The sequence below is a fragment of the Chelativorans alearensis genome (assembly GCF_010993735.1).
GTDB lineage: Bacteria > Pseudomonadota > Alphaproteobacteria > Rhizobiales > Rhizobiaceae > Chelativorans > Chelativorans alearense.
On record NZ_WQNI01000006.1, the window covers coordinates 1 to 23,840 of the forward strand.

The window sequence follows — 23,840 nt, forward strand, 5'->3', positions numbered from 1 at the left end:
GCCGAGCCAGGCCCAGTGGCGCGGCAGGAGGGTGACCTCCCGCGCCACCACGCCGAGCTTCGGCCGGCCCGGCGCGCGCGGCGCCTCCGGTGCGGCCTGCCCGGCGCCAAGGCGCGCGGCCACCGCCTCGAGGCTGCCCGAAAGGTCGAAATCCACCTGCCGCCCCGTCTCGTCGTCGAAGATCAGGACGTTCTCGGCCCGCCCGTCGCGCTTCAGCGCCAGCCCCACCTCCAGCCGCGTCCCCGCGGCCACCCGCCGCGTGCCGTCGAAAGCCGTATACATGCCGTTGTCCTTTTCCATGGGGGCCTCTTGGGCGTTCAGTGTCGGTGGGGCAATTACATCCGGGTAAAAGCCATGTCAATATCACCCGGATAAAAATAAGGTTTCGCCCCTTCGGCAAGCTCGGGACAGAGGCGCGCGAAGGGGCTCGGCTTTTCAAGCCATCGCCCCGGATAAAGCCCGCCCGCTGGCGGCCGCCGCCGTTTCGTGTTAGCGCGGCTGGCGGGTGGCGGAGGGCGAATCGAGAGGTCCGGATGCGCGAACTCCTTCTTCTGCGCCACGCCAAGTCGAGCTGGGACGAGCCGACGCGCGACGATTTCGACCGCCCGCTTGCGCCGCGCGGCAAGGCGGCGGCGGCGCTGATGGGCCGCGTTCTGGCCGAGCACGGCTGGGTGCCGGATGAAGCGCTCGTCTCGGCGGCGCTGCGCACGCGCCAGACCTGGCGGCTGGCGGCGGCCGAGATGGGCGAGGGGGCCCCGCGCGCCACCCGCGACAAGGCGCTCTACATGGCCTCGGCCGACCGGCTCCTGGCCTTGATCCGCAAGGCGCCGGAGGGTTGCGGCCGGCTCCTCCTCCTCGGCCACAATCCCGGCGTGGAGGACCTTGCGGCGGGCCTTGCCGGGCCGGGCTCGGATGCGGCGGCCCTTGCCCGCCTGCGCGCCAAGTTCCCCACCGCCGCCCTTGCCCGCTTCACCGTGGAGGGGCCGTGGGCGGGGCTCGGCTTCGCCGGCGCGCGGCTCACGCATTTCCTGCGCCCGAAGGATTTCCCCTCCTGACAGCCTTCCGTCAGCAGCCCCGCGCCCGGCCACGTGCCGCCGCCCGCCACCCCCTTTCCATTTGCGCCGCGAGCCCTCATATTCGGCGCCATGGCCAATTCCTCGAACAACAACCGTGGCGGCTTCGCCGAAAAGCCGCAGCCGCCGCTTTCCGGCGCGCCGCTCAGCGGCTCCGTCGCCGACTGGGCCAAGGAGATCGCACGTGAAGCCGATCAACCGCGCGAAGCGCGGCAAGGGCGACCGGCCGTCGCGCCTGATGGCGCGCTTCCCCGCGACGCCGAAGGCGCGCAAGAAAATGAGGGGCGGAGCGAGCCGCGAAGCGGCGACAGCGTGAGCAAAAAAATGAAGAAGATCCCCGAGCGCTCCGCCGCTCCCGGCAAGACCGCGCGCGGCACCTCCATGGGGGGCGCCGCCTCCGCCAAGGAGCGCGCGGCCGCCGGGCTGATGCCGGTCGCCGGCCTCGACGTTTCGCTGGAGGAGGCGGAGGGCCTTTCCTCCTCCGGCGTCACCGCCACCGTCGCCGCCCTCTCGCGCCTCATCGAGGGCGGCGATCCGAACCTTGCGAGCGCCTGGACCCCCCACCGCCCCCCGCGCCCGGAGAAGACCGAGGGCGGCATCCCGCTGAAGATGACGACGGAGTTCTCCCCCTCCGGCGACCAGCCGACCGCCATTGCCGACCTCGTCGAAGGCGCCAACCAGAACGAGCGCACCCAGGTCCTCCTCGGCGTCACCGGCAGTGGAAAAACCTTCACCATGGCCAAGGTGATCGAGGAGACCCAGCGCCCGGCCTTGATCCTCGCCCCCAACAAGACGCTCGCCGCCCAGCTCTACGGCGAGTTCAAGTCCTTCTTCCCGGACAACGCGGTCGAGTACTTCGTCTCCTACTACGACTACTACCAGCCGGAGGCCTACGTCCCGCGCTCGGACACCTATATCGAGAAGGAATCCTCCATCAACGAGCAGATCGACCGCATGCGCCACTCGGCCACGCGCTCGCTCCTCGAACGCGACGACGTCATCATCGTCGCCTCCGTCTCCTGCATCTACGGCATCGGCTCGGTCGAGACCTACACCGCCATGACCTTCCAGATGCAGATCGGTGACCGGCTCGACCAGCGCCAGCTCCTCGCCGACCTCGTCGCCCAGCAGTACAAGCGCCAGGACGTCAACTTCGTGCGCGGCTCCTTCCGCGTGCGCGGCGATACCATCGAGATCTTCCCGGCCCACCTTGAAGACCGCGCCTGGCGCATCTCCCTCTTCGGCGACGAGATCGAGACCATCACCGAGTTCGACCCGCTCACCGGCAAGAAGACCGACGACCTGAAATCGGTCAAGATCTACGCCAACTCGCACTACGTCACCCCGCGCCCCACCCTCAATCAGGCCATCAAGGGCATCAAGGCCGAGATGAAGCTGCGCCTGACAGAGCTCGAAAAAGCCGGCCGCCTCCTCGAAGCCCAGCGCCTCGAACAGCGCACCCGCTTCGACCTCGAAATGCTGGAGGCCACCGGCTCCTGCGCCGGCATCGAGAACTATTCGCGGTACCTCACCGGCCGCGCCCCTGGCGAGCCGCCGCCCACGCTCTTCGAATACGTCCCCGACAACGCTCTCGTCTTCGTCGATGAATCCCACGTCACCATCCCGCAGATCGGCGCCATGTACCGGGGCGACTTCCGCCGCAAGGCCACACTCGCCGAATACGGCTTCCGCCTTCCCTCCTGCATGGACAACCGCCCCCTCCGCTTCGAGGAGTGGGACGCCATGCGCCCGCCCACCGTCTGCGTCTCGGCCACCCCCGGCGGCTGGGAGATGGGCCAGTCCGGCGGCGTCTTCGCCGAACAGGTCATCCGCCCCACCGGCCTCATCGACCCCCCGGTCGAGATCCGCCCGGCCAAATCCCAGGTCGACGACGTCGTCGGCGAGATCCGCGCCACCACCGCCGCCGGCTACCGCACCCTCGTCACCGTCCTCACCAAGCGCATGGCCGAGGACCTGACGGAATATCTCCACGAGCAGGGCATCCGCGTCCGCTACATGCACTCCGACATCGACACGCTGGAGCGCATCGAGATCATCCGCGACCTGCGCCTCGGCGCCTTCGACGTCCTCGTCGGCATCAACCTTTTGCGCGAGGGCCTCGACATCCCCGAATGCGGCCTCGTCGCCATCCTCGACGCCGACAAGGAAGGCTTCCTGCGCTCCGAGACCTCCCTCGTCCAGACCATCGGCCGCGCCGCCCGCAATATCGACGGCCGCGTCATCCTCTACGCCGACAATGTCACCGGCTCCATGGACCGCGCCATGGCCGAGACCGGCCGCCGCCGCGAAAAGCAGCTCGAATACAACGCCGCCCACAACATCACGCCCGAATCCATCAAGAAGAACATCGGCGACATCCTCGGCTCCGTCTACGAGCGCGACCACGTGCGCGCCGACATCGCCGGCGCCAAGGGCGAGGACCTCAACAACCTCGTCGGCAACAACCTCGCCGCCCACCTCGAACACCTCGAAAAAGCCATGCGCGACGCGGCCGCCGACCTCGACTTCGAGGAAGCCGCGCGCCTGCGCGACGAGATCAAGCGCCTGCGCGAAACCGAACTCGCCATCCTGGACGACCCGCTCTCCCGCGACATCGGCATCGAGAACACGCAGAAGAGCCGGCGCGAGGCCGCGCGCGGCAAGAAGGGAAGGCCCCTTCGGCAAGCTCAGGGTGAGGGGCGTAGTGGCCGCGGCCAGCCTATCTCCCCCCTTGAGGGGGAGATGCCCGGCAGGGCAGAGGGGGGTCGTCGCGACACGCGCGACACCTCCGGCAACCCCCTCTTCCACAAACCCGACCTCGACGAAATGGGCACCGCCGGCGCCCACGCCGTCCCCTCCGGCAAATCGCTCTTCCGCAAGAACACGCTGGACGAAATGACCGTCGGCCGCACGGAAAAGCCGCTGGGAAAGGCGAAGCCGTCGAAGCAGCCAATCTCCCCCCTTGCGGGGGAGATGTCCGGCAGGACAGAGGGGGGCGCGAAGGGGCGCGACGTCTCCGGAGACACCATCCCCGTCAAACGCGCCAAGCCCGGCGCCGGCTCCTACGAGGACCCGGCCGACGAGCGCCAGAGCAAGCGCCGGTCGAAGAAGACAGGCCGACCGGGGCGGTAGAGAATATCTCGACTAGTGCTTGAGTGATGCACCTCGTCGTGGATGATGGGGAATTTGGAAAAAACTGTGGAGTTGCAGGTTAACTCGTGCTAATCATGTCGATTGTGCTAAATTATGTATTCAATTGGCGGGGAATCAATAGTATGGATACTACGTCTCAAACGGGGATAGACTTTAAATTATTACTTGAACTTGTGTTTTCGGGTCCGGGCGCTACTATTTTTGCTTGCTTAACTGTTCTAGTTATATTCTTTAACTTCAAGCGCCTTTCTGGATTGTTTGATAATTTTAAGTTCTCCATTCCAGGAGGAGGCGCGATTGAGGCTACCCGCGGAACCATCGTTATGGAGGAGATGAGCGCTAGCGTTAGGCCGTCTTCACATAAGGCGCCTGCTTCAGAAAGTGAGGCAGAGCAAGAAACGCAAGACGACGGAAGTTATTTCTTGCAATTGTATGATGCAGAAGAAGCGAAAGATGTTGAAAAGGTGAGAGAAATATTTGCCTCTCTGAAGGCAAGCCCCGAAAATTTTCGTGAAGCGGGTTTGGGGAAGTTTGTCGAAGTTTCAGAGCTTTTATCGCTTCTAAGAGCGGGTGATAGCGGCGCTGAGGAGAGGCTTTTGAATTTTGAAGGTGGAAAAGAAGAGAAAGTAGAAGCGAGCAAAATACTATTCTATTATTATTTGCGGCGCAGATGCTTTCGTGATGCTTCAACGCGTCTAGACTCCCTAAAAGCGCTAAAGTGGGGGCGGGCGTATGACGCTGAATCTGACCTCTTAGAGGTGCGGGACGGTGTAGAAAATTCGATTCAATTTCTATTGAATATGGAGGAAAGCATTGATGACGATGAGTTGGGTTATTTTTATAGCGAGTTGGCGAGAAAGTATAAATTGAATGGGGATGAAGAGAGGTTCCGCCGGTTTGCCGAACTTTCGCTGAGCAGAAATCCTGAAAATTCCCCTTTAAGATTTCGTCTTGCGTGGAGCTATAACAAGGAAGAGGACTATATAAAGGCTTATATGAACTACTGTATAATTATTAGGCAGGACGAAAGAGATGGTACTGTTCTAAATAATATGTCAACAATACTTGATAAATATGAACTTCCCATTGAGTCTGTTAGGCATTTAAGACGTGCGGCCGAGATTGAACATCCATATCCGCTGGGAAACATAGCTATACGATACGCGGAAAAAGGCTTTGTCGATGAGGCAGAGCGGGCGATATCTCAAATTCCTGAGGAACATAGGGGGCAGACTCGGGGGGCGGAGGCAGTAAAAATAATTGCGGATCAAAAAAAAGAGCAGGAGGAACTTTATGGGAAGTTGAATAAAAATTCTGATACCCTCTCAGCACTTTTCAATTGGTGTTTAGAACAGGCGAGAGTTGGTGAGTTAACCGAGAGTGCGCTAAGTGGTGAATGGAAATCAAAGGGAGGAGAGACGATCATATTCGATGGCGGAGAGGTTAGTTTTTTGAGGAACGATGGCGAGAGGTACTGCAGTAATATTGCTTACCCTACTTGGATTCATATTGATCTTGAATTGGTAACGAAACCGAAACCCAGTGCTAGCCTACTTTCTTCGTTCGAAAAAAAGATGTCTGTTACCTTGTTTGTGAGGGGGAATGAAATTAGGCTCTTTGAGAACACGATTGAATCAGATCCAAGATATATATGCTTTCAAAAGCACCTATGATGGCGACTGGTGCTTGCCCTCGGTGTCGATTCACCAGTTGGACTGAGCGGTCACCAAACAGATTGTTTTCCGCATAACTGGCCGCGCCTTATCCCTCCGCACCACCTCCTCGAATCCCACCGCTCGAACGTCGAGGCATACCCGCTCCCCAAAGCGCTGGGCGAGACCCTTGCATCGAACGGATAGGCCTCCACCGTCGCCTCGATCAGCGCGTCGGGGTGGTATTGCTTGCTGATGGGCCCCGTGCGTGCTTGCTTTAGGCTGTTTCACTTTCGGGAGGGGTAAATGGCTGATGAAATCAAAGTTGGTAGCGTAGTTCGGCTGAAGTCTGGCGGACCGCTAATGACCGTTTCCGGCATCGACAAGCAGATGTACGAAGAGCGGCTTAGCGCATGGTGTGACTGGTTCATTCAAGATAAGGCGCCATGGAAGAAGGAACATGGCGTATTCCCACTCACTTCGCTTAAATTAGTCGAGCCTTGATCCTCACAGGTAAAAGAAGTGGGTGTTGGAGCTCACCCTCAACACCCTCCGCGTAACCGGCCACGCCTTATCCCGCCGCGCCACCTCCTCGAACCTCAATCGCTCAGACGTAGAGGCATACCCCGCTCCCCAAGGACGGAGCCATGGCGCCAGCCCCCTCTCTTGCAAATTCCAAGGACTTAGCTCCGCTAAGCCCAGGAATTTGCTTTCTCCCCCACCAAGGGGGAGATCGGCGCTCTGCACATTCGCTTCCGCCAATCACCACGTTGGCGATTGGCGGCAAGGCCGGTGCCGCCCCTATCTCCCCTCCTGAGTTTGTCGAAGGGGGTGGGGGAGAAAGCGATTTCTTGGGCTTAGCCGCAGGCTAAGTCTTAGAAATCGCAAGAGAGGGGGCCAGCACCGGCGGGGATAGATTGTAGCTACAAAAAGTTCTTCTCCCCCGCCAACCCATTGTTTCCGCTCACTCTTCATCGATCACGAAAATGTGATAAGCCTATTTTCATCCCCGCTCCCTCCGACCGCCCCCATAATGCCTCCATCGCCCTTACGGGAACCCGGTCCGGACCGGGGACACGGGGAGGGCGGCGGCAGCCTCCCCCTCCAGGAACGGTACCTGGAGGCATGTGAGGGCCCGCGAACAGGCCGGAGCCCGGCGCGCCACAGGCGCCGGGCGCGGAAAAGCCGCGGGGTTCGGGCAAAAGGCGCTTCACTACGTGTGTCCGTCCTGAGCCAAGTGCGAACCCTTAGACCGGTCGAATGTCGGGACAGCGGCCGGCGGGGCGCGTTTTTCGCGCCTTAAAAATAAATAGAGTGGCACGGACAACGCGCCCCGCTTCCCACCCTGAGCTTGTCGAAGGGTCAGTGGCCAGACGGTGAAAACCGGGCGTGGCGAGGATGGCGCGCGCCCCTTGGCAGGCGCCCGGATCGAAAACCCCAGCGAAAGGAGAGAACGATGGACGAGAACGACCTGCTTCTGAGCGAGACCCTGCAGCAGCTCGACGAGGTGTCAAAGATGATGCCGGAGCTCCTGCGCCAGATGGCCGGGCTGTTCGAGCCGCCGCCATGGCCGCGCGAAGAGATGAACACCATGTACCGCCTGCTCGCCCGCGAGGCGGACCTGCCGAAGCGCTGCCGTGACCCGCGCTGCCGGCGTATCGGGCGGTGCCAGGGCGGGCTCGCGGCGGAGGGCGGCGATGCCTGCGCCGCCTTGTGGGAAGAGGCCGACCTCCAAAAGCTCGAGGCCGCCTGCAACGCCCTCATCGTGGGCTGGACATACGAGACGCGGCGCCTGGGCGAGATGGCAAACATGATCCTGGCGAGCAAGCTCGTCGTGGACGACGAAGAGCCGAAAGGAACGAAGGTGCAGCGAGCGGGGAGGGGAGGCCCGCGCGGGAACAACCCTGCGTGCCCTCACCCTCGTGGTTCGACAGGCTCACCATGAGGGTGAAGCCAGGGCGAGGCCAGTGCAAGCTCCAACGACGGAGGAGGGGCGCAAACAGGAGCCCTCATCCTGAGCTTGTCGAAGGGTGAGGGCGGGATGCCGGCCTCCCTTCCGCCACCCCCCAGCCGGTGAACCCCACCTGAACGCGCGGTTCAGCGAGCGTTCCGCAAGCCTCCCGTAAAACTGCAACCGTTCACAACCCGCGGGGGACACCCGCACCCAACAGGAGGAGTACCGAAATGACCCGCAAGTTCATCATCGCCACCGCCGCCGCCGCGCTTCTCGGCATCGCCGCCATGCCCGCCTCGGCCAACGGCATCAAGATCGAGCAGTATGGCTGGTCCAATGCCGCCGGCGGCGCGCAGACCGGCAAGAAGAACCAGATCGGCGTCTACCAGCACGGTTCCTGGAACACCGGCATCGCCACCCAGAAGGGCAAGAAGAACACCGCCGCCATCGGCCAGCAAGGCCATAATAACTACGCCGACATCTGGCAGAAGGGCAAGTACAACGCCGCCGGCGTCGGCCAGTTCGGCGCCAACCACAACGCCGTCGTGACGCAGGACGGCAACGGCAACGTGGCGGCCGGCGTGCAGGTCGGAAACGGCTGCGACGGCGAGGTCAGCCAGTCCGGCAGCGGCAACGTCGCGGCCTTCGTGCAGACCTGCCCGTAAGGCAAAAGCCGTTGCACGGGCGGGCGGCCGAGGGGGACGATGTCGCCCTCGGCCTGCCGCCGCACCGGCAATCAAGGAGGTTCCCATGTTGCGCAACCGCACGCATATCGCCACCGCCGCCGCCTTGGCGCTGGCGCTCTCCGGCACGGCCCTGATGGCCGGCGCCGGCAAGGCCGGCTTCGAGACGGCCAGCTCCGAGGACACGCGCTGCGAGATCCTCACTACTGCGGAGGGCGGCATGATCGCGCTCCAGGGCGTGGTCCATGCCGAGACGGCGATCACGGGCTCCTACACCTTCCGCGTCGAGACCGTCGGCGGGTCGGGCAGCTCGAACGTCAGGCAGGGCGGCACCTTTTCCGCCGCGCCCGGCCAGCCGGCAGAGCTCGGCCGCGTCATGCTCGGCGGCTCCGGCGCCGTCTACGAGGCAACGCTGGAGGTGGACGCGCCCGAAGGCCGCCTCACCTGTACGACGCGCGCCGGCCGGCTGTGACCCCGGCCACCCACCGCCTGCCGCCGAACGGGCTCCGGGAAACCGGGGCCCGTTCTGCCGTGCGCGGGGCCCCGTCCTCACGCTTTTCCATGAACCACCGGTTAACGCCCCGTTCCGCGCCCGTTCAAGCCGGCTTTGGCATTCTTCCCCCGTCGCTGGCAATCAAGCCCCGCGCCATTTGAACCAGGAGGAGAATTCCATGACCCGCACCATCCGCACCCTTATCGCCGCCGCAACGCTTGCCGCGGGCCTTGCCACTGCCCCCGCCTTCGCCGGCGGTTCGGTCTCGCTCAGCTACAACCCGAGCGATCCCGAAAAGGCCCAGGCGCTGCAGACGGGCCTGCGCATCTACGGCCTCGTCGAAGGCATCAAGAGCGGCTCGATCAAGCAGAACGGTTTCGGCAACATCGCCGGCCTTGCCCAGAACGGCAGCGGCAATCTCGGCATCGTCCACCAGGAAGGCGACGGCCACACCGGCACCGTCCAGCAGAACGGCAACGGCAATGCCTACGGCCTCTTCCAGTTCGGCAAGAACACGGAAGCCCACGCCGTCCAGAACGGCAACGGCAACGCCGGCGCCACGGTGCAGGTCGGCTGGTAGGGTACGGCGCGGCTCCGGCCGCGCCGCGCTCACTCTTCCGGCTCGGTCGTGAAAAGCAGCGGATACCCCTCTCTCCGCCCGGCGTCGGTCGCCCGCGTCGCCTTGGTCTCCGCCACGTCCTTCGGGAACACCGCCACCACGCACACCCCGCGCCGGTGCGCGGTGATCATCACCCGGTATGCCTGGTCCTGCGACAGCCCGAATTCCGCCTTCAGCACCGCCACGACAAACTCGCGCGGCGTGAAGTCGTCATTGACGAGGATGACCTTGTGCAGCTTCGGCCGCGCCGTCTTCGGCTTGGTTCTGGTACGGGGCTTGACCGCAATGTCGCTCATCGGAAAGTTCCCTCTCCGGAACGGTGCCCTGTCTCCTCCCGTCCTACGGGCCGCAATCCTGGATTTCCCCAACGCGAAGCGGACGCTTGCCTCTCATCAGGCGACGTCGTCGAGCCCGGCATTCACCAGCCCGAGCGGCGTGCGGCGGCCGAGCGCCCAGGAGCGCATCATGCGGCTCGCCACCTCTTCGCGCCCCTTCTGGTCGGTGCGGTCGATGCCCAGCTCCGCGCACACGGCCTCCACCGCCGTGCGGATCTCCGCCAGTTCCTCGGTATCGAACATACCCGTGACGGCCTTTCCGGACGTTGTCATGTCCGGTCTCCTTCCAAAGCCTTCGCACCCGAATGGAGCGATTATCATTCCATTATCATGCACGATTATGGCCGCCAGATGAAGCGATTTGATTCGTTTGGCCGGTGTCAAGGTGAAAATCGCGTTTTCCGCCGCTTCCATTTCCGCTTCCGCCCGGCATACAATTGCTGTCACAAATGCCGGATAAGCATTTCTCGCGGTTCAAAACGAGGGATTCGATAATGAAGATTGCTGTTCTGGGCGGCGACGGTTTCGTCGGCTGGCCGACGTCGCTGCACCTGTCCGCAAGGGACCACGAGGTTCACATCCTCGACAATCTCTCGCGCCGGTGGATCGATACGGAACTCGGCGTCCAGTCGCTCACGCCGATGGACTCCATCCAGGAGCGCACGCGCATCTGGCACCAGGAGACAGGGCGGCGCATCCATTTCCATCTGATCGACCTTGCCCGCGACTACGAGGTGCTGAAGGCCTGGCTGGCAGAGCACCGGCCGGACGCCATCGTCCATTTCGCCGAGCAGCGCGCTGCGCCGTATTCCATGAAAAGCGACCGGCACAAGAACTACACGGTCAACAACAACGTCAACGCCACCCACAACCTCTTGAACGCCATGGTCGAGATCGATCTCGACGCGCATCTTGTGCATCTCGGCACCATGGGCGTCTACGGCTATTCCTCGGTGGGGGCGGCGATCCCGGAGGGCTACCTGCCGGTCGGTGTGGAGACGCTCTCCGGCGAGACGGCGAGGCAGGAGATCCTCTACCCGGCCAATCCCGGCTCCATCTACCACATGACCAAGTGCCTCGATCAGCTTCTCTTCCAGTTCTACGCCAAGAACGACGGCCTCAGGATCACCGACCTCCACCAGGGCATCGTCTGGGGCACGCATACGGACGAGACGAAGCTGCACCAGCAGCTCATCAACCGCTTCGATTATGACGGCGACTACGGCACGGTCCTCAACCGCTTCCTCATCCAGGCGGCGATCGGCTATCCGCTCACCGTGCACGGCACGGGCGGCCAGACGCGGGCCTTTATCCATATCCAGGATTCGGTGCGCTGCATCGATCTGGCGCTGGAAAGCCCGCCGGTGCGCGGCGAGCGGGTGAAGATCTTCAACCAGATGACGGAGACGCACCGGGTGCGGGATCTGGCCGAGCTGGTGGCCCGCATGACCGGCGCCAAGGTTGCCTATCTCCCCAACCCGCGCAAGGAGGCGGCGGAGAACGAGCTGGTGGTGAGGAACGAGCAGTTCCTGGAACTCGGCCTCAACCCGACAACGCTTGCGGAGGGGCTTCTCACCGAGGTGGTGGATGTGGCGAAGAAATACGCCTACCGCGTCGACCGCAGCCGCATCCCCTCCATCTCCGCCTGGACCAAGGACATCGCCCCCACCATCGAGCGCGACCCGGAGGGCAAGCGGCTGAAGAGCGTGGGGTGAGCCCTTGCCTCATGCCTATGTGACCCTTGTCACCAACGCCGACTACGCCATGGGCGCGCAAGCGCTGGTGCGCTCGCTGAAATTGAGCGGCACTGGAGCCGATATCGTGGTGCTCCATACGGGCGGGGTGGCGAGCGGTGCGCTCCGGCCGTTGGCGGCGCTCGGCGCCCGGCTCGTGGAAGCCGAGCTCCTGCCGACGTCGGCCGCCTTCAACGAACGCCACCAACGGGCGAAGCTGCATGCCGACGCCCCCTTCACCAAGGGCAACAAGCCGTCCTTCCATACGCCGCTCGACAATTTCGCCAAGCTGCGCCTGTGGCAGCTCACCGACTATGAGCGGGTGGTCTTCATCGATGCCGACGCACTGGTTCTGCGCAATATCGACCGCCTGTTTTCCTATCCCGAGTTCTCCGCCGCCCCCAACGTCTACGAGAGCCTCGCCGATTTTCACCGGCTGAACTCCGGCGTCTTCGTCGCCCGGCCTTGCGAGAAGACGTATGACGACATGCTGGCCATGCTGGACCGGCCCGACGCCTTCTGGCGGCGCACGGACCAGACCTTCCTGCAGGCCTTCTTCCCCGACTGGCACGGCCTGCCGGTCTTCTTCAACATGCTGCAATATGTCTGGTTCAACATGCCGGAGCTGTGGGACTGGAAGTCGGTGTCCGTCCTCCACTACCAGTATGAAAAGCCCTGGGAGAGGGATCATCCGAAGGCGGAGAAGCTGCGGCCGCTGATCGACCTCTGGCACGCCTACCATTGGGGCGAGGGCATTCCCGATATCGACCGGCTGGAAAACCCGGCTGGGGCGACATGAGTGCGCCGCACAGCGTCGTCTCGGGCGGCACGGGCTATGTCGGCCGCTTCATCGTCGAGGCGCTTCTTGCGGCCGGCCATGCGGTCACGGTCCTGGGGCGGTCGGCGCCGGCGGACGGCTTTTTTTCGGCGCCGGTGCGGTTCCTGCCTCTTTCGCTGGAGCCGGCGGCCGCGTCACCCGCGCCCTTCAAGGGCGCGGATTTCCTTGTGCACGCGGCCTTCGACCATGTGCCGGGGCGATACCGTGGTGGGGAAGGGAACGACCCGGAGGCTTTCCGCCGCCGCAATCTTCAAGGGACCGTAGCGCTCTTCACGGCGGCAAGGGATGCGGGCGTGCGGCGTGCGGTGTTCCTGTCGAGCCGCGCCGTCTACGGTCCGCGCCCGCCGGGAACGTGGCTGGAAGAGGGGGACGACGCGCGGCCCGACACGCTCTACGGCGCGGTGAAACTTGCGGCAGAACGGATGCTGGAAGGGCTGTCGGATGCCCGCTTTCGCGGCGTCAGCCTGCGCGTCACCGGTGTCTATGGCCCGGCGGGGCCGGGGCACGCGCATAAGTGGGCCGGCCTTTTTGCCGACTATCTGGCTGGCAGAGCGATCGATCCACGCGCCGGAACGGAGGTGCATGGGCGCGACGTGGCGGCGGCGGTGCGGCTGGTTCTGGAAAAGGACGCGCCTGCGGGTCCGGTCCTGAACGTCTCGGACGTTTTGGTGGATCGGCGCGACATTCTGGCGATCGTGAAGCGGGAGACGGGTGCGCCGCACCCACTGCCGGGAACGGCCGACAAGGAAGCCGTCAACGCCATGCGCTGCGAGAGGCTTTCCGCCCTCGGCTGGCGGCCGGGCGGCATGGCATTGTTGGAGGAAACGGTCGCGCGGCTGGCTGTGGGTGGGTGAGAAGCGGCGTGTCGGGCATGGGATTGCCGTCGAGAGCCCGCTTTGCCGGCTTCACAAAATGATTCAAGTCGTTGAGAGTTTGCCCGAGTTTGCTTGCAGTCCGATTCCGCTTGCGCCTGCAACATCCTGAAAATGAATCCGAAAATGTGATCATCGGAGATAACGGCGATGTCAGAAAACCATACGGAGCCTCAGGGCGATCTCACCCTGCGCACCCAGGCGATGCCGGGCGACGCCAATGCCGCGGGCGACATCTTCGGCGGCTGGGTGATGGCGCAGATGGACCTGGCAAGCGGCATCCGCGCGGCGGAGCGGGCGCGCGGGCGCGTGGTGACGGCAGCGGTCAAGGAGATGGCTTTCGCCAAGCCGGTGCAGATCGGCGACACATTGTGCGTCTACACACGCGTTGTCAGCGTCGGGCGCACGTCCATGGTGTTGAAGGTGGAGGCGTGGTCGCAGCGCTACCTGTCGGATGTCATGGAAATGGTCACGAGTGCCGATTTCGTGATGGTGGCGCTCGATGCGACCGGCCGGCCAACGCCGGTGCCGCCGGAGCTTTGAAACCCATGATCGATCTCTTTGTTTGAGCATGATCTTTTCCGAAAACCGCTTTTCGGAATCATGTTCCAGGTTCGCTGCTCGTCCAGCTAAGCGTGTCCGCGCTGTTGACGTACGGCGGTCCCGTCCGTTCAGCCATCCTTCGCCGGCGCATTCTGCTTCGTGGCAAGCACACGGTCGATGCGCCGGCCGTCGAGGTCGACGATCTCGAAGCGCCAGCCCATCGCATCGACCCTTGCTCCGGTTCTCGGCAGTTCCTGGGTGTAGGAGAGGAGGAAGCCGGCAAGCGTCGTGTAACTGCGGTCTGCCGGCAGGAGAAAGCCCAGATGGTCGGCCATCTCGTCGGCCGGCATCAGGCCGGGTAAAAGCCACGAGCCGTCCTCGCGCTGGACGATGTCGAGTTCGCCTTCCTCCGCATCGGCGCGGAACACACCGGCAATCGCCTCCAATACGTCGGCGGGCGTGACGATGCCCTCGAAGCTTCCGTATTCGTCATGCACCAGCGCCATCGGCACCTCCGCCTGGCGCAGCGCGGCGAGCACGTCGAGGGCGTCGGCGAAATCGTGCACGACGGGCACGGGGTGGACATGCGCCCGCATGTCCAGCGGCTCTTCGGACAGCCTTGCGGCCAGAAGCTCGCGGACCTTGAGGACACCCACAAGCTGGTCGGCGGAGCCCTCGCCGGCGGGCAGCAGCGAATGATCCGTCTCGCGCAGCGCTTTCGTCAGGGCGTCGCGGCCTTGCGACAGGTCCACCCAGTCCACTTCGCCGCGCGGCGTCATGATGGCCCGGGCCTTGCGGTCGGCGAGCCGCATGACGCCGGAAATCATGCGCCGCTCGTCGGATTCGATGGTGCCGGTGTGCTCGGCCTCGGCGATGAGGGTGCGGATTTCCTCGTCGGTGACACGGCCGGAGGGTTCCGCGCTCTGGCCGAGGAGGGCGAGCACGGCGCGGCCGGAGATATCGAGCAGCCAGACGAGCGGCAAGGCGACGCGGGACATGGCCATCAAGAAGGGGGCTACGCGGATGGCGATGCTCTCGGCGTGCTTCAGCGCCAACTGCTTCGGCACAAGCTCACCGATGATCAGCGAGACATAGGTGATGAGCGCCACGACGACGCCGACGCCAGCCGAACTGGCGATTGCCGGGGACAGGCCGAGCGTTTCCAGCCAGCCGGCAAGGCGCACGCCGATGGTGGCGCCGGAGAAGGCGCCGGAAAGCACGCCCACCAGCGTGATGCCGATCTGCACGGTGGAGAGGAAGCGGCCGGGGTCGGCCGAAAGCTTGAGCGCGCGGCCGGCACCCCGTTCGTTCTGGCGGGCTCTGAGCCGGGCAGGGCGGGCGGAAACGACCGCCAGCTCCGACATGGCCATGAAGCCATTGAAGAGGATGAGCACCAGGAGGATCGTGATTTCGACGGCGAGCATGGATGCTCTCTAACACCGATGGGAGGCAATAAGCGAGCCGGCGCGACACCCTTTGCACATAGGGAGGGCGCGCGGTGCTACCGGCATGCGCGGTAGCCGTTGTTCCTGTCCTTTATGTCGAAGTGGAAATGGTCCTTGTGGTCGGCGTCGTAACCCGGCCCGAGCACCGTTGTGAAATAGCCGCAACCTTCTGCCCGCACCTTGTTGAGCAGGCTCTTCTGGCGGAAGGCGAAGAAGCCGGGACGGCGCACGTCGATGTCCCTGCCGTTCTTGAGGACGATGCTCATGATGTCGAGGGCGTTGCCTTTGGAATGTTCCGAGGCGACGCTGGTGCCGCGGATGCGCCGGCAGGAGTAGCTGGAGCCCTGGCGGATGGTGCCGATGCCGGAAAGGTAGCGCGTACGCGCGGCGGGGGCGAGCTCGTTCTTGGTCCAGCGGGCGACGGTGGCTGCCATCTGGCAGTTGAGCGTGGCGGCGGGCTTCATCTCGACGCCGCCGGAAAGCCCGCTCACCTCCACGGGATAGTCGATGCGGCAGGCGCCGCCATCGTCGATGGGCTCGAGGTCGCGATAGGTGACACCGAGGCGCTTCAACTCGCGGCGGCAGGCAACCTCTTCGGCGGGCATGAGGGAAGAAGGCGCGCGCGGCAGGGTGAAGCGCGGGTAGCTCGTCATCATGGGGTTGGACGGCACGAGGTCCTGCAGACCGCTGCCGGAGACGGCAGCCGTCGTCGTGCCGACGTCCACGTCCGGGCGCAGCACCGTATCCACGGTGCAGGCGGAGATCGCCGTCACTGCGAGGAGCGCCAGGCCCGTCCATGCCAGGCGGGGCCGCTCAAATACGCTTTTTCTGTCCACTATCGGCCCACCACCGGCGCGCGTCCGGCTCCCTGTCACGGAGGGCGAGCCTACCGCCGAAGGGTAAAGGAAAGCTCAGTGCGCGGATTCAGGCCTGTGGCCAAAATGCGGCGGCGGCAGCATTTTCAGGCGCTCTAACGGCAATAGGGGTTGCGGCGCTTCTTCACGTCGAAGTGGAAGTGATCGGCATGGTCGGCGTTCGTGCCGGGGCCAAGCACGGTGGTGAAGGGGCCGCAGGCAGCGGTGCGGATGTCGGCGAGGAATTTCGCTTCCGCGCCCTTGGCGCTGCCACCCACCTCCACCCGCCGCCCGTCGGACAGTTCTATGGCGGAAATGTCCAGCGCATTGCCGAAGGCGTGCTCGGAGAGCTTTGCCATGCCGTTGATCGGGCGGCAGACATAGGCGGAGCCGTGGACGACCGTCGCTATCTGGGTATCGAGATGCTTCTTCGCTGCCGCGGCGCCCTTCTTCTGGAACAGGGCGGCGGCGGCGCGGGCGGTGCGGCAGTTGAGAACGGCCGCCGGCCGCAAGCGCATTTTCGGGGAAAGCGCGGTCACCTCCAGGGGGTGGGGCAGGGCGCAGCCGCCTTTCGCCTTCACGGCGGGCGCGGCGGTGAAGGCGACGCCGAGGGCGCGGAGCTCCTTCCGGCAGGCGGTCTCCGCGGCCGGCATGGCGCGCGAGGCCGGCTTTTCCACCGCGGGTGCTTGCAGCAGAGCCTCGGCGCGCCGTTGCGGGATCGGGGCACGATCGGGAAGCTCGACTGCGCCGGCAAGGGAGCCTACCGCGGCGAGGCAGAGCATGGCTATGGATGCAAGGCTGGAGAGTGAATGTCGGACGGTCATCGAATTGCAATATCTATTAAAAATCGCATGTGTAACAAAATATACAACCTATGATAGCACTAAGCGCCGATGGTTTCCAGCCCATCTTCCAGCCAGTCGCCCAGCATGGGCATGCTGAGGAGATAGCCGGCCAGGCGGCTGTTCACCCGCAGCCGCGCGTCGGCCACAGCGTCCAGCCATTCCTCCGCATCGTAGTCGCCGCGTCCGATCCAGGCGATGGCCAGAAGCTCGGACGCCTCGTCGACGTTCAGGTCGGCGATCAGCTCGCGGAATTCCTCTTCCGTGAGGTTTTCCTCCTTTTCCTCGGCGAGCCCATCGTGATTGTGGCGGTCGGAGGCATCGCCGCCGAACTCGACCTCGTGCTCCTTGCCGTCGTCATAGTCGTCGTTGACGGCAGCCGAAATGGCGCGCGCCTTCTCGGCCAGCAGGCGCACAGTGTCCGGCCCCAGCGACAGTTCCCATTCCTTTTCGACCGGCTTCTTCACGCACCGCTCCATCGACACATGAGCCCTGCCGACGATCATAGCGCATCTTGGAGCGGATTTGTGCAGGCCGGTGGGTCAGGACGTCGCGCGGCGGGCGCGCAGCGCCGGCACGACCTCGACGAGGAGGATGGCCGAGAAGATCAGGCCGCAGCCGGCAAGGCCGGATGCGGGCAGCCGCTCGCCCAGGAAGAGGGCGCCGAAAAGGGCGGCGAAGACGGCCTCGGTGGACAGAAAAATGGCCGCCTGCGGCGCTGTCGTGTAGCGCTGGCCGACGACCTGGAGCGTGAAGGCGATGCCGCCGGAGAAGATGCCGGCATAGAGGATCTCGGGGAGCGCGGCGCGGATGGCGGCGAACTGGACCGGCTCGACCATGAGCGCGATGGCCAGCGCCACGACGGCAGTGACAGAAAACTGGGTGACGGCGAGCGTGACCGGCCGCCCGGTACGGCTGGCGCTGCGGGCGATATAGATAACCTGGAGCGCCCAGAAGGCGGCGCACAGGATCGTCAGCCAGTCGCCCACGACGAGCGCCACCGCGCCGCCGCCCGAAAGCAGCCAGATGCCGGTGAGGGCGAAAAGGGCCGCCGGCCACACCGCGCGGTGCGGCCATTGCCGGAACAGCAATACGCCGAAGAAGGGCACCATCACAACGTAAAGGCCGGTGAGGAAGCCGGCGTTGGTGACGGTGGTCGTCATCAGCCCGACCTGCTGCGCGGCCATGCCGCCGAAAAGCAAAAGGCCGATCAAGATGAAGGCGCGCCAATGCTCGGGCGCGAGCGGCGCTTGCGCCCGCCTGCCTTCGCGCAGCGCGAATGGCAGCATGGAAAGGCAGGCGATGGCAAAACGCAGGCCGATGAAGAGAAACGGCCCCACCGCCTCCATCGCCGTCGACTGGGCGACGAAGCCCATGCCCCACATGGCACCGGCGGCGAGCAGAAGCGTGTTGGCCTGGAAACGGGTCATGGCGGGACGTGGGGAGGTTTTTCGGACCGGGCGGTCTTAGCAGCGGTATTGTAGGGGAGCAAAGCCTTTTGCGTCTTTCCCCGGATACGGTGACCGCTCTCGAAGCAGGGGAGATCCGCTTCTCATTCGTCCCGCGAGATGCGGATGATTTTTCCGTTGGAATCGTCCGTCAGCAGCCAGACGGAGCCATCCGGCGCCACCTCCACGTCGCGCAGGCGGCCGAAAGTGCCTTCGAACATGCGCTCTTCTCCGGTGATTTCACCGCTGCCGTCGCGCTCGAGCCGTGCCAGGAGCTGGAAGCTGAGGGCCGCAACAAGGAAATCGGCCTGCCACTCGGGGAACATCCGGCCGTCATAGACCGCCATGCCCGAGGGCGCGATGGAGGGGTCCCAGTAATATTTCGGCTGCTCGTAGCCGGGCGCATCGGCGCCGCGCTCGATCCGTTGGCCGGAATAGTGGCGGCCGTAGGAGATGACGGGCCAGCCGTAGTTCTTGCCGGCTTCCGGGCGGTTGACCTCGTCGCCGCCGCGCGGGCCGTGTTCGACCGTCCACAGCGCATCCGTCACGGGATCGAGCACCGCCCCTTGCGGGTTGCGGTGGCCGATGGACCAGATCTCGGGCGCGGCTTCCCCGCTATCTGCGAAGGGATTGTCCTCCGGGACGCTGCCGTCGGGATTGATGCGCATCACGGAGCCGGCGTGGTCGAAAGGGTCCTGGGCGCGGTTCATCTCGCCACGGTCGCCGATGGTGAAGAAGAGGGTGCCGTCCAGGGCGGGCACGATGCGCGAGCCGAAATGCCGGCTTTCACCGGTCTTGCGGTCGAGGGAGAAGATGACCTCGACATCCTCCAGCCGCGCCGAGCCTCCCTCCTCTACCAGGCGGGCACGGGCGATCGCCGTGCCGGCGCCGCCAGGGCCGGGCTCGGAATAGGAGAGGAAGAGCGTGCGCGATTGCTCGAAATCGGCGGCGAGCGCGACGTCCAGAAGCCCTCCCTGGCCGAACACGGCGACTTCAGGAACGCCGGAGAGGGGCTCGGAGAGCCTGCCGCCGGCAAAAATGCGCACTGTGCCGGTGCGCTCCGTGACGATGGCGCTGCCGTCGGGGAGGAAATCCATGCCCCAGGGATGCTCCAGCCCCTCGGCCAGAGTTTCGGTGCGTAACGCGACGCCACCCGCCTCGGAGACCTGTGCACAGGCGGTGGCGGGAAGAACCACCGCAAGAAGCGCGGCGAGAAAGATATTCGGCATTTGCTTCGACCCCTTGCTCAACCCTCGATCCGGTTGAAATAGGGTAGGACACGCGGCGGGCCAAGGCCGGTCCTGCGTATCGCTGGCGCTATTCCTCCCTCGGAGTGGCCATATCGTTTGCCGGCAACTGTCGGATTTCCGGCGCGGGGCGAAGATTCCGCGTGAAAATGCCACAAAGATTGCTATATTTCGCGTGAGTTGAACAAAGCGGTTCCGTTGGCCAAGGCTGCCGGACCGTTTTCTTTTTGTGTCCGCAGGCGCCGGGCAAGTGCCCGGAAGGCGGCGCGGATGACGTCAGGAAGGTGGTACAGATGAACAAGGTCCCGATGACCCTGGCCGGATACGATTCGCTGAAGGAAGAGCTGCGTTGGCGCCAGCAGGAAGAGCGGCCGCGCATCATCGAGGCGATCGCCGAGGCTCGCGCCCATGGCGACCTTTCCGAGAACGCCGAATATCACGCCGCCAAAGAGGCGCAGAGCATGAACGAGGGCCGCATCGGCGAGCTCGAGGATTTCATCGCCCGCGCCGAGGTCATCGACGTCAAGAAGCTTTCCGGCGATACGGTCAAGTTCGGAGCCACCGTGGTGCTCGTGGACGAGGACACGGACGAGGAGAAGACCTACCAGATCGTCGGCGACCAGGAGGCCGACGTGAAGTCCGGCCGCATCTCCATCTCCTCGCCGATCGCGCGGGCGCTGATCGGCAAGGGCGCGGGCGATTCCATCGAGGTCAACGCGCCGGGCGGCGCGCGCGGCTACGAAGTCCTCCGGGTGCAATACGGCTGAATATGAGGGCCGGGGCCGTGACGGCGGACGCCGAGGCGAGCGCTGCCGCCGCCCCGCCCGACATGCGCCGAGTGGAGGTGGTGGCGCCCAACTTCAAGCGCCGCCTCTCCGGCGTCACCAGCACGATCGTGCAGCTGGTTCCGCTGCAGGCGCGGGCGATGGGGGTTGCCACGCTGGGGCCGGGCCTGCCCGCGGACCTGCCGAAGATGCGCTGGTGGCAGGTGCCCGCGCTTTTGACCAAGCCGGCGGAAAGGCCGTTCCGCATCTGGCATGCGCGGCGCAATACCGAGATGCTGGCGGGGATCCTTGCGAAGCACGTCTTCCGCGCGCCGCTCAAGCTGGTCTTCACTTCCGCCGCCCAGCGCGATCACCGCGCATATACCAAATGGCTCATCCGCCGCATGGACGCGGTGGTGGCCACTAGCGCGCGCTCCGGCTCCTTCCTCAAGGTGCCGCATCGGGTGGTGATGCACGGCATCGACATCGAGCGCTTCCGCCCGCCGCGCGGGACCGGGGATGACTGGGCGGCCAGCGGCCTGCCGGGGCGCTACGGTATCGGCTGTTTCGGGCGCATCCGCCACCAGAAGGGGACGGACCTCTTCGTTGCCGCGATGATCGAATTGCTGCCGCGCTATCCGGACTGGACGGCGCTGGTGTTCGGCCGGGCGACCGCGGAGAACAGCGCTTTCGCGGACGAGCTTCGGGGCCGCGTGCGGGATGCGGGGCTGGGCGATCGGGTCCGTTTCATGGGCGAGGTGCCGGATGTCGTGCCGTGGTACCGCCGCATTGCGCTGTGCGTGGCGCCCTCGCGCAACGAGGGTTTCGGTCTGACACCGCTCGAAGCCATGGCGTCGGGCACACCGACGGTGGCGAGCGATGCCGGCGCCTATGCCGAGATGATCGTGCCGGGAAAAACCGGCGTCGTTGTGCCGGCCGGCGATGGCACGGCGATCACCCGCGCCATCGAGGCCTATATGGCCGATCCGGCGACGGCGAAGCGGCAGGGCGAGGCCGCGCGCGCCCATGTGACCGCGCGGTTCGCCCTGGCGCGCGAGGCGGACGCGCTGGCGGAGGTTTATGAAGGGCTCTGGAAGGGGGAGGCATGAAGGCCGAGGCCTTCATCGTCCACCTTGCCCGCGCCCATGGCCGGGCGCGCCAGGTGGAGCGCCTGCGGCAAAGCCTGCCGCTGCCCGTCACGGTCATCGAGGCCGTGGACGGGCAGACGCTGCCGGAGGAAACGGTCGCAAAGGTCTATAAGCCGCGGCTTCACAGGCCGCGCTACCCTTTTCCGCTGCGGATTTCGGAAGTCGCCTGCTTCCTGTCGCACCGCAGGGCCTGGCAGGCGATCGTCGACCGCAAGCTCGACGCCGGGCTGGTGGTCGAGGACGACGTGGAGATCGACCCGGCGCGCTTCGCCGACGTGCTGAACCTGGCGCTCGCCCATGCGGGGCGGGGCGATCTCGTGCGCTTCCCGAAGAACGACCAGGGAGAGACGGGACATGAGGCCGCCCGCGTGCAAAAAGCCGGCCTCATCGTGCCGCGGCATCCCGGCCTCGGCATGCAGGCGCAGCTTGTCGGGCATGACGCGGCCGAGGCGTTGCTCGCCTTCACGCGGGAGTTCGACCGGCCGGTCGACACCCTGGTTCAGATGAACTGGCTGCACGGCGCGCGCGTCCTCACCGCGAAGCCGGTCTCGATCCGCGAGGTGGCGGCGGATCTGGGCGGGACGACGGTGCAGGGCAAGGCCAAGCCGCTCACCGAGATCCTCGGCCGCGAGGTCCGCCGGGCGCGCTATCGGCTTGCCGTCAGGGCCTATAACGCCTTCAATGCCCGCGTGAAGCCAGGGCGGCACGCATGAAAAGCCTAGCAATCGTCGGCAACGGCCCGCTTGGCGCCGATGCCGCGGCGGCCATAGACGGCTGCGACCGAGTCATCCGCTTCAACCGGCCGCGCCATACGCCGGCCGAAGGGGGCGAGAAGACGGACATCCTGTTCTTCATGAACTCCGGCAAGGGAACGCAGGCGGTGCTCGCCGACCCCGCATATCCGCTGGAGCCTGCCGTCGCCAACTGCCGCCGCGTCATCCTGCCCTACCACCCCTCGATCATCGCGCGCTACCACCCGAAGCCCAACATGCTGTCGCGGCTGAAGGGGCGGCGGGCCGACTGGACGGAAAGGGCGATCGAGGTGTTCGGGGCTGCGGGGAAGGAGGTGGCGATCCTGCCGCCGGTGTTTTATGAGGAGTGCTGCGCGGAGTTGGGGATCGCAGCGGGAGAGCGGTCGCGCATCTTTCCCAGCACCGGGTTTCTGGCTATCGTCTACGCGACGCGCAAATTCTCGCAGGACGAATGGCGAATCCGGCTCTTCGGCTTCGGCTGGGAGGGGTGGAAGCGCCATGACTGGGAGAGGGAGAAGATGTGGGTAGAGCGTCAGATCAAGTCAGGCGCCGTAGACTAGTGGCTTACCGAACAATCGAATGAAGCTTTTCCTCATCAATCTTGATCGCGCTCCCGAGCGGCTTCAGCGTATGTCTCGCATTTTTGCGGATCTCGGCCTGGAGTTCCAGCGCGTTTCCGCCATCGATGGGAGGAAGCTGACGGAGGAAGATGCCGCACGCTGGCAACCAGACCTGCGCGGCGGCTATCGCACGGGCGAAATCGGGTGTTTCCTGAGCCATCGTGAATGTTGGCGACGGATCGTCGACGAGGCTCTGCCCTGCGCAGCCATATTTGAGGATGACCTGCATTTCGGGGGCGATGCAGCTTCGTTGCTTGGCGGTGACGCCTGGATTCCGGAAGACGCGGATGTTGTGAAGATCGAGACGAAACTCTATCCAACCCGGATAGACAAGGCGCCGTCCGCCGTAGTTGGCACGCGGAGGCTATACAGATTGAGAGGCAAACATGCGGGCGCCGGCGGTTATGTCGTTTCCCTTAAAGGAGCGACCAAGCTGCTGCGCATGAGCGAAACGCTCACCGGCCCGGTCGATCAATTCGTCTTCAACCCCGCATTGCAGTCCGCAGCATCGCTGGTGACATATCAATTGTTCCCGGCTGTCTGCATGCAAGACTTTGTCGTAAAGGACCGCAGGGTCCTCCTGGGTCTGGGCAGCGACCTGCATGAAGAGAGAACTGAGCGGAAGCCGCGGGGTGCGGCCAAGCTGTGGCGTGAAGTGAAGCGACCGTTCGCCCGGTTCGCCGGCGCCGTGGGGCGACGCGCTTCCAACCTTACGGGGAGCAACAAGTGGGCATCCATCCCCTTTGAATGAGTGCATCTGCTTCGGTTCAGT

The 23,840-nt window shown here is 64.8% G+C and carries 26 protein-coding genes; 17 read left to right on the top strand and 9 right to left on the bottom strand.

Annotated elements, in window-relative coordinates; translation table 11 throughout:
* On the bottom strand, positions 1 to 300 hold a 300-nt coding region (locus GPJ75_RS10390), incomplete at its 3' end, for a DUF2239 family protein (RefSeq protein ID WP_163267815.1).
* 233 nt (positions 301 to 533) lie between these two features.
* Here GPJ75_RS10390 and GPJ75_RS10395 point away from each other — a divergent pair.
* The 8 genes from GPJ75_RS10395 to GPJ75_RS10430 all read left to right on the top strand — a co-directional run bounded on the left by GPJ75_RS10395 (position 534) and on the right by GPJ75_RS10430 (position 9,588).
* Positions 534 to 1,055, top strand: a complete 522-nt coding sequence (locus tag GPJ75_RS10395; RefSeq protein ID WP_163267817.1) for a SixA phosphatase family protein — start codon at positions 534 to 536, stop codon at positions 1,053 to 1,055.
* 90 nt (positions 1,056 to 1,145) lie between these two features.
* Positions 1,146 to 4,205: an excinuclease ABC subunit UvrB gene (uvrB, locus tag GPJ75_RS10400; protein WP_163267819.1), complete on the top strand. Its 3,060-nt coding sequence runs from the start codon at positions 1,146 to 1,148 to the stop codon at positions 4,203 to 4,205.
* A 143-nt stretch (positions 4,206 to 4,348) separates the two neighbouring features.
* Positions 4,349 to 5,899, top strand: coding sequence for a tetratricopeptide repeat protein (locus GPJ75_RS10405; RefSeq protein WP_163267821.1), 1,551 nt, complete (start codon positions 4,349 to 4,351; stop codon positions 5,897 to 5,899).
* A 285-nt stretch (positions 5,900 to 6,184) separates the two neighbouring features.
* A complete protein-coding gene (locus GPJ75_RS10410) occupies positions 6,185 to 6,382 on the top strand; it encodes a YodC family protein (protein ID WP_163267823.1) in 198 nt (65 codons plus the stop codon).
* A gap of 952 nt (positions 6,383 to 7,334) precedes the next feature.
* Positions 7,335 to 7,823: a hypothetical protein gene (locus GPJ75_RS10415; protein WP_163267825.1), complete on the top strand. Its 489-nt coding sequence runs from the start codon at positions 7,335 to 7,337 to the stop codon at positions 7,821 to 7,823.
* A 239-nt stretch (positions 7,824 to 8,062) separates the two neighbouring features.
* Positions 8,063 to 8,497, top strand: a complete 435-nt coding sequence (locus GPJ75_RS10420) for a curlin (protein WP_163267827.1) — start codon at positions 8,063 to 8,065, stop codon at positions 8,495 to 8,497.
* A gap of 85 nt (positions 8,498 to 8,582) precedes the next feature.
* On the top strand, positions 8,583 to 8,987 hold the full coding sequence (gene csgH / locus GPJ75_RS10425) for a curli-like amyloid fiber formation chaperone CsgH (protein ID WP_163267829.1): 405 nt from the start codon (positions 8,583 to 8,585) through the stop codon (positions 8,985 to 8,987).
* A 199-nt stretch (positions 8,988 to 9,186) separates the two neighbouring features.
* Complete coding sequence (locus GPJ75_RS10430) at positions 9,187 to 9,588, top strand: curlin (RefSeq protein ID WP_163267831.1); 402 nt, start codon at positions 9,187 to 9,189, stop codon at positions 9,586 to 9,588.
* A gap of 29 nt (positions 9,589 to 9,617) precedes the next feature.
* Here GPJ75_RS10430 and clpS read toward each other — a convergent pair whose 3' ends face one another.
* Together clpS and GPJ75_RS10440 are read right to left on the bottom strand one after the other, a co-directional pair.
* Positions 9,618 to 9,923 (bottom strand): ATP-dependent Clp protease adapter ClpS, encoded by a 306-nt coding sequence (clpS, locus tag GPJ75_RS10435; protein ID WP_163267833.1) that lies wholly within the window; start codon positions 9,921 to 9,923, stop codon positions 9,618 to 9,620.
* Between the two features lie 96 nt (positions 9,924 to 10,019).
* Positions 10,020 to 10,235 (bottom strand): hypothetical protein, encoded by a 216-nt coding sequence (locus GPJ75_RS10440; RefSeq protein WP_163267835.1) that lies wholly within the window; start codon positions 10,233 to 10,235, stop codon positions 10,020 to 10,022.
* A 221-nt stretch (positions 10,236 to 10,456) separates the two neighbouring features.
* On the opposite strand from GPJ75_RS10440, the gene GPJ75_RS10445 reads away from it, so the two are divergent.
* The 4 genes from GPJ75_RS10445 (at position 10,457) to GPJ75_RS10460 (ending at position 13,948) form a co-directional block, all read left to right on the top strand.
* Positions 10,457 to 11,677 (top strand): NAD-dependent epimerase/dehydratase family protein, encoded by a 1,221-nt coding sequence (locus GPJ75_RS10445; RefSeq protein ID WP_163267837.1) that lies wholly within the window; start codon positions 10,457 to 10,459, stop codon positions 11,675 to 11,677.
* A 4-nt stretch (positions 11,678 to 11,681) separates the two neighbouring features.
* The gene (locus GPJ75_RS10450) at positions 11,682 to 12,494 is read left to right on the top strand and encodes a glycosyltransferase (RefSeq protein ID WP_163267839.1); all 813 of its coding nucleotides are present in this window, start codon (positions 11,682 to 11,684) and stop codon (positions 12,492 to 12,494) included.
* Positions 12,491 to 13,387, top strand: a complete 897-nt coding sequence (locus GPJ75_RS10455; protein WP_163267841.1) for an NAD-dependent epimerase/dehydratase family protein — start codon at positions 12,491 to 12,493, stop codon at positions 13,385 to 13,387. The genes GPJ75_RS10450 and GPJ75_RS10455 overlap by 4 nt, the downstream gene beginning before the upstream one ends.
* A 168-nt stretch (positions 13,388 to 13,555) precedes the next feature.
* Positions 13,556 to 13,948 carry an acyl-CoA thioesterase gene (locus tag GPJ75_RS10460; RefSeq protein WP_159591649.1) on the top strand — a complete coding sequence of 131 codons (393 nt, stop codon included), beginning with the start codon at positions 13,556 to 13,558 and terminating at the stop codon, positions 13,946 to 13,948.
* A gap of 128 nt (positions 13,949 to 14,076) precedes the next feature.
* On the opposite strand, the gene GPJ75_RS10465 is transcribed toward GPJ75_RS10460, so the two are convergent.
* The 6 genes from GPJ75_RS10465 to GPJ75_RS10490 all read right to left on the bottom strand — a co-directional run bounded on the left by GPJ75_RS10465 (position 14,077) and on the right by GPJ75_RS10490 (position 19,766).
* Complete coding sequence (locus tag GPJ75_RS10465) at positions 14,077 to 15,372, bottom strand: hemolysin family protein (protein WP_163267843.1); 1,296 nt, start codon at positions 15,370 to 15,372, stop codon at positions 14,077 to 14,079.
* 77 nt (positions 15,373 to 15,449) lie between these two features.
* Positions 15,450 to 16,229 (bottom strand): extensin-like domain-containing protein, encoded by a 780-nt coding sequence (locus GPJ75_RS10470; protein ID WP_425483140.1) that lies wholly within the window; start codon positions 16,227 to 16,229, stop codon positions 15,450 to 15,452.
* 134 nt (positions 16,230 to 16,363) lie between these two features.
* On the bottom strand, positions 16,364 to 17,071 hold the full coding sequence (locus tag GPJ75_RS10475) for an extensin-like domain-containing protein (protein ID WP_163267845.1): 708 nt from the start codon (positions 17,069 to 17,071) through the stop codon (positions 16,364 to 16,366).
* Between the two features lie 59 nt (positions 17,072 to 17,130).
* Positions 17,131 to 17,556 (bottom strand): DUF3775 domain-containing protein, encoded by a 426-nt coding sequence (locus GPJ75_RS10480; RefSeq protein ID WP_163267847.1) that lies wholly within the window; start codon positions 17,554 to 17,556, stop codon positions 17,131 to 17,133.
* Positions 17,557 to 17,631: 75 nt separating this feature from the next.
* Entirely contained in the window at positions 17,632 to 18,519 is an 888-nt protein-coding gene (locus GPJ75_RS10485; protein ID WP_163267849.1) for a DMT family transporter, read from the bottom strand.
* A gap of 122 nt (positions 18,520 to 18,641) precedes the next feature.
* A complete protein-coding gene (locus tag GPJ75_RS10490) occupies positions 18,642 to 19,766 on the bottom strand; it encodes a PQQ-dependent sugar dehydrogenase (protein WP_163267851.1) in 1,125 nt (374 codons plus the stop codon).
* A gap of 311 nt (positions 19,767 to 20,077) precedes the next feature.
* Here GPJ75_RS10490 and greA point away from each other — a divergent pair, with 311 nt between their 5' ends.
* The 5 genes from greA (at position 20,078) to GPJ75_RS10515 (ending at position 23,819) form a co-directional block, all read left to right on the top strand.
* Complete coding sequence (greA, locus tag GPJ75_RS10495) at positions 20,078 to 20,551, top strand: transcription elongation factor GreA (protein WP_159591631.1); 474 nt, start codon at positions 20,078 to 20,080, stop codon at positions 20,549 to 20,551.
* Positions 20,552 to 20,613: 62 nt separating this feature from the next.
* Positions 20,614 to 21,657 carry a glycosyltransferase family 4 protein gene (locus tag GPJ75_RS10500; RefSeq protein ID WP_163268263.1) on the top strand — a complete coding sequence of 348 codons (1,044 nt, stop codon included), beginning with the start codon at positions 20,614 to 20,616 and terminating at the stop codon, positions 21,655 to 21,657.
* Positions 21,654 to 22,409 carry a glycosyltransferase family 25 protein gene (locus GPJ75_RS10505; protein WP_163267853.1) on the top strand — a complete coding sequence of 252 codons (756 nt, stop codon included), beginning with the start codon at positions 21,654 to 21,656 and terminating at the stop codon, positions 22,407 to 22,409. Before GPJ75_RS10500 ends, GPJ75_RS10505 begins: the two co-directional genes overlap by 4 nt.
* The gene (locus tag GPJ75_RS10510; RefSeq protein ID WP_163267855.1) at positions 22,406 to 23,008 is read left to right on the top strand and encodes a glycosyltransferase family 29 protein; all 603 of its coding nucleotides are present in this window, start codon (positions 22,406 to 22,408) and stop codon (positions 23,006 to 23,008) included. Before GPJ75_RS10505 ends, GPJ75_RS10510 begins: the two co-directional genes overlap by 4 nt.
* Positions 23,009 to 23,027: 19 nt before the next feature.
* Positions 23,028 to 23,819 carry a glycosyltransferase family 25 protein gene (locus GPJ75_RS10515; RefSeq protein ID WP_163267857.1) on the top strand — a complete coding sequence of 264 codons (792 nt, stop codon included), beginning with the start codon at positions 23,028 to 23,030 and terminating at the stop codon, positions 23,817 to 23,819.
* The last annotated feature ends 21 nt before the right edge of the window (positions 23,820 to 23,840 follow it).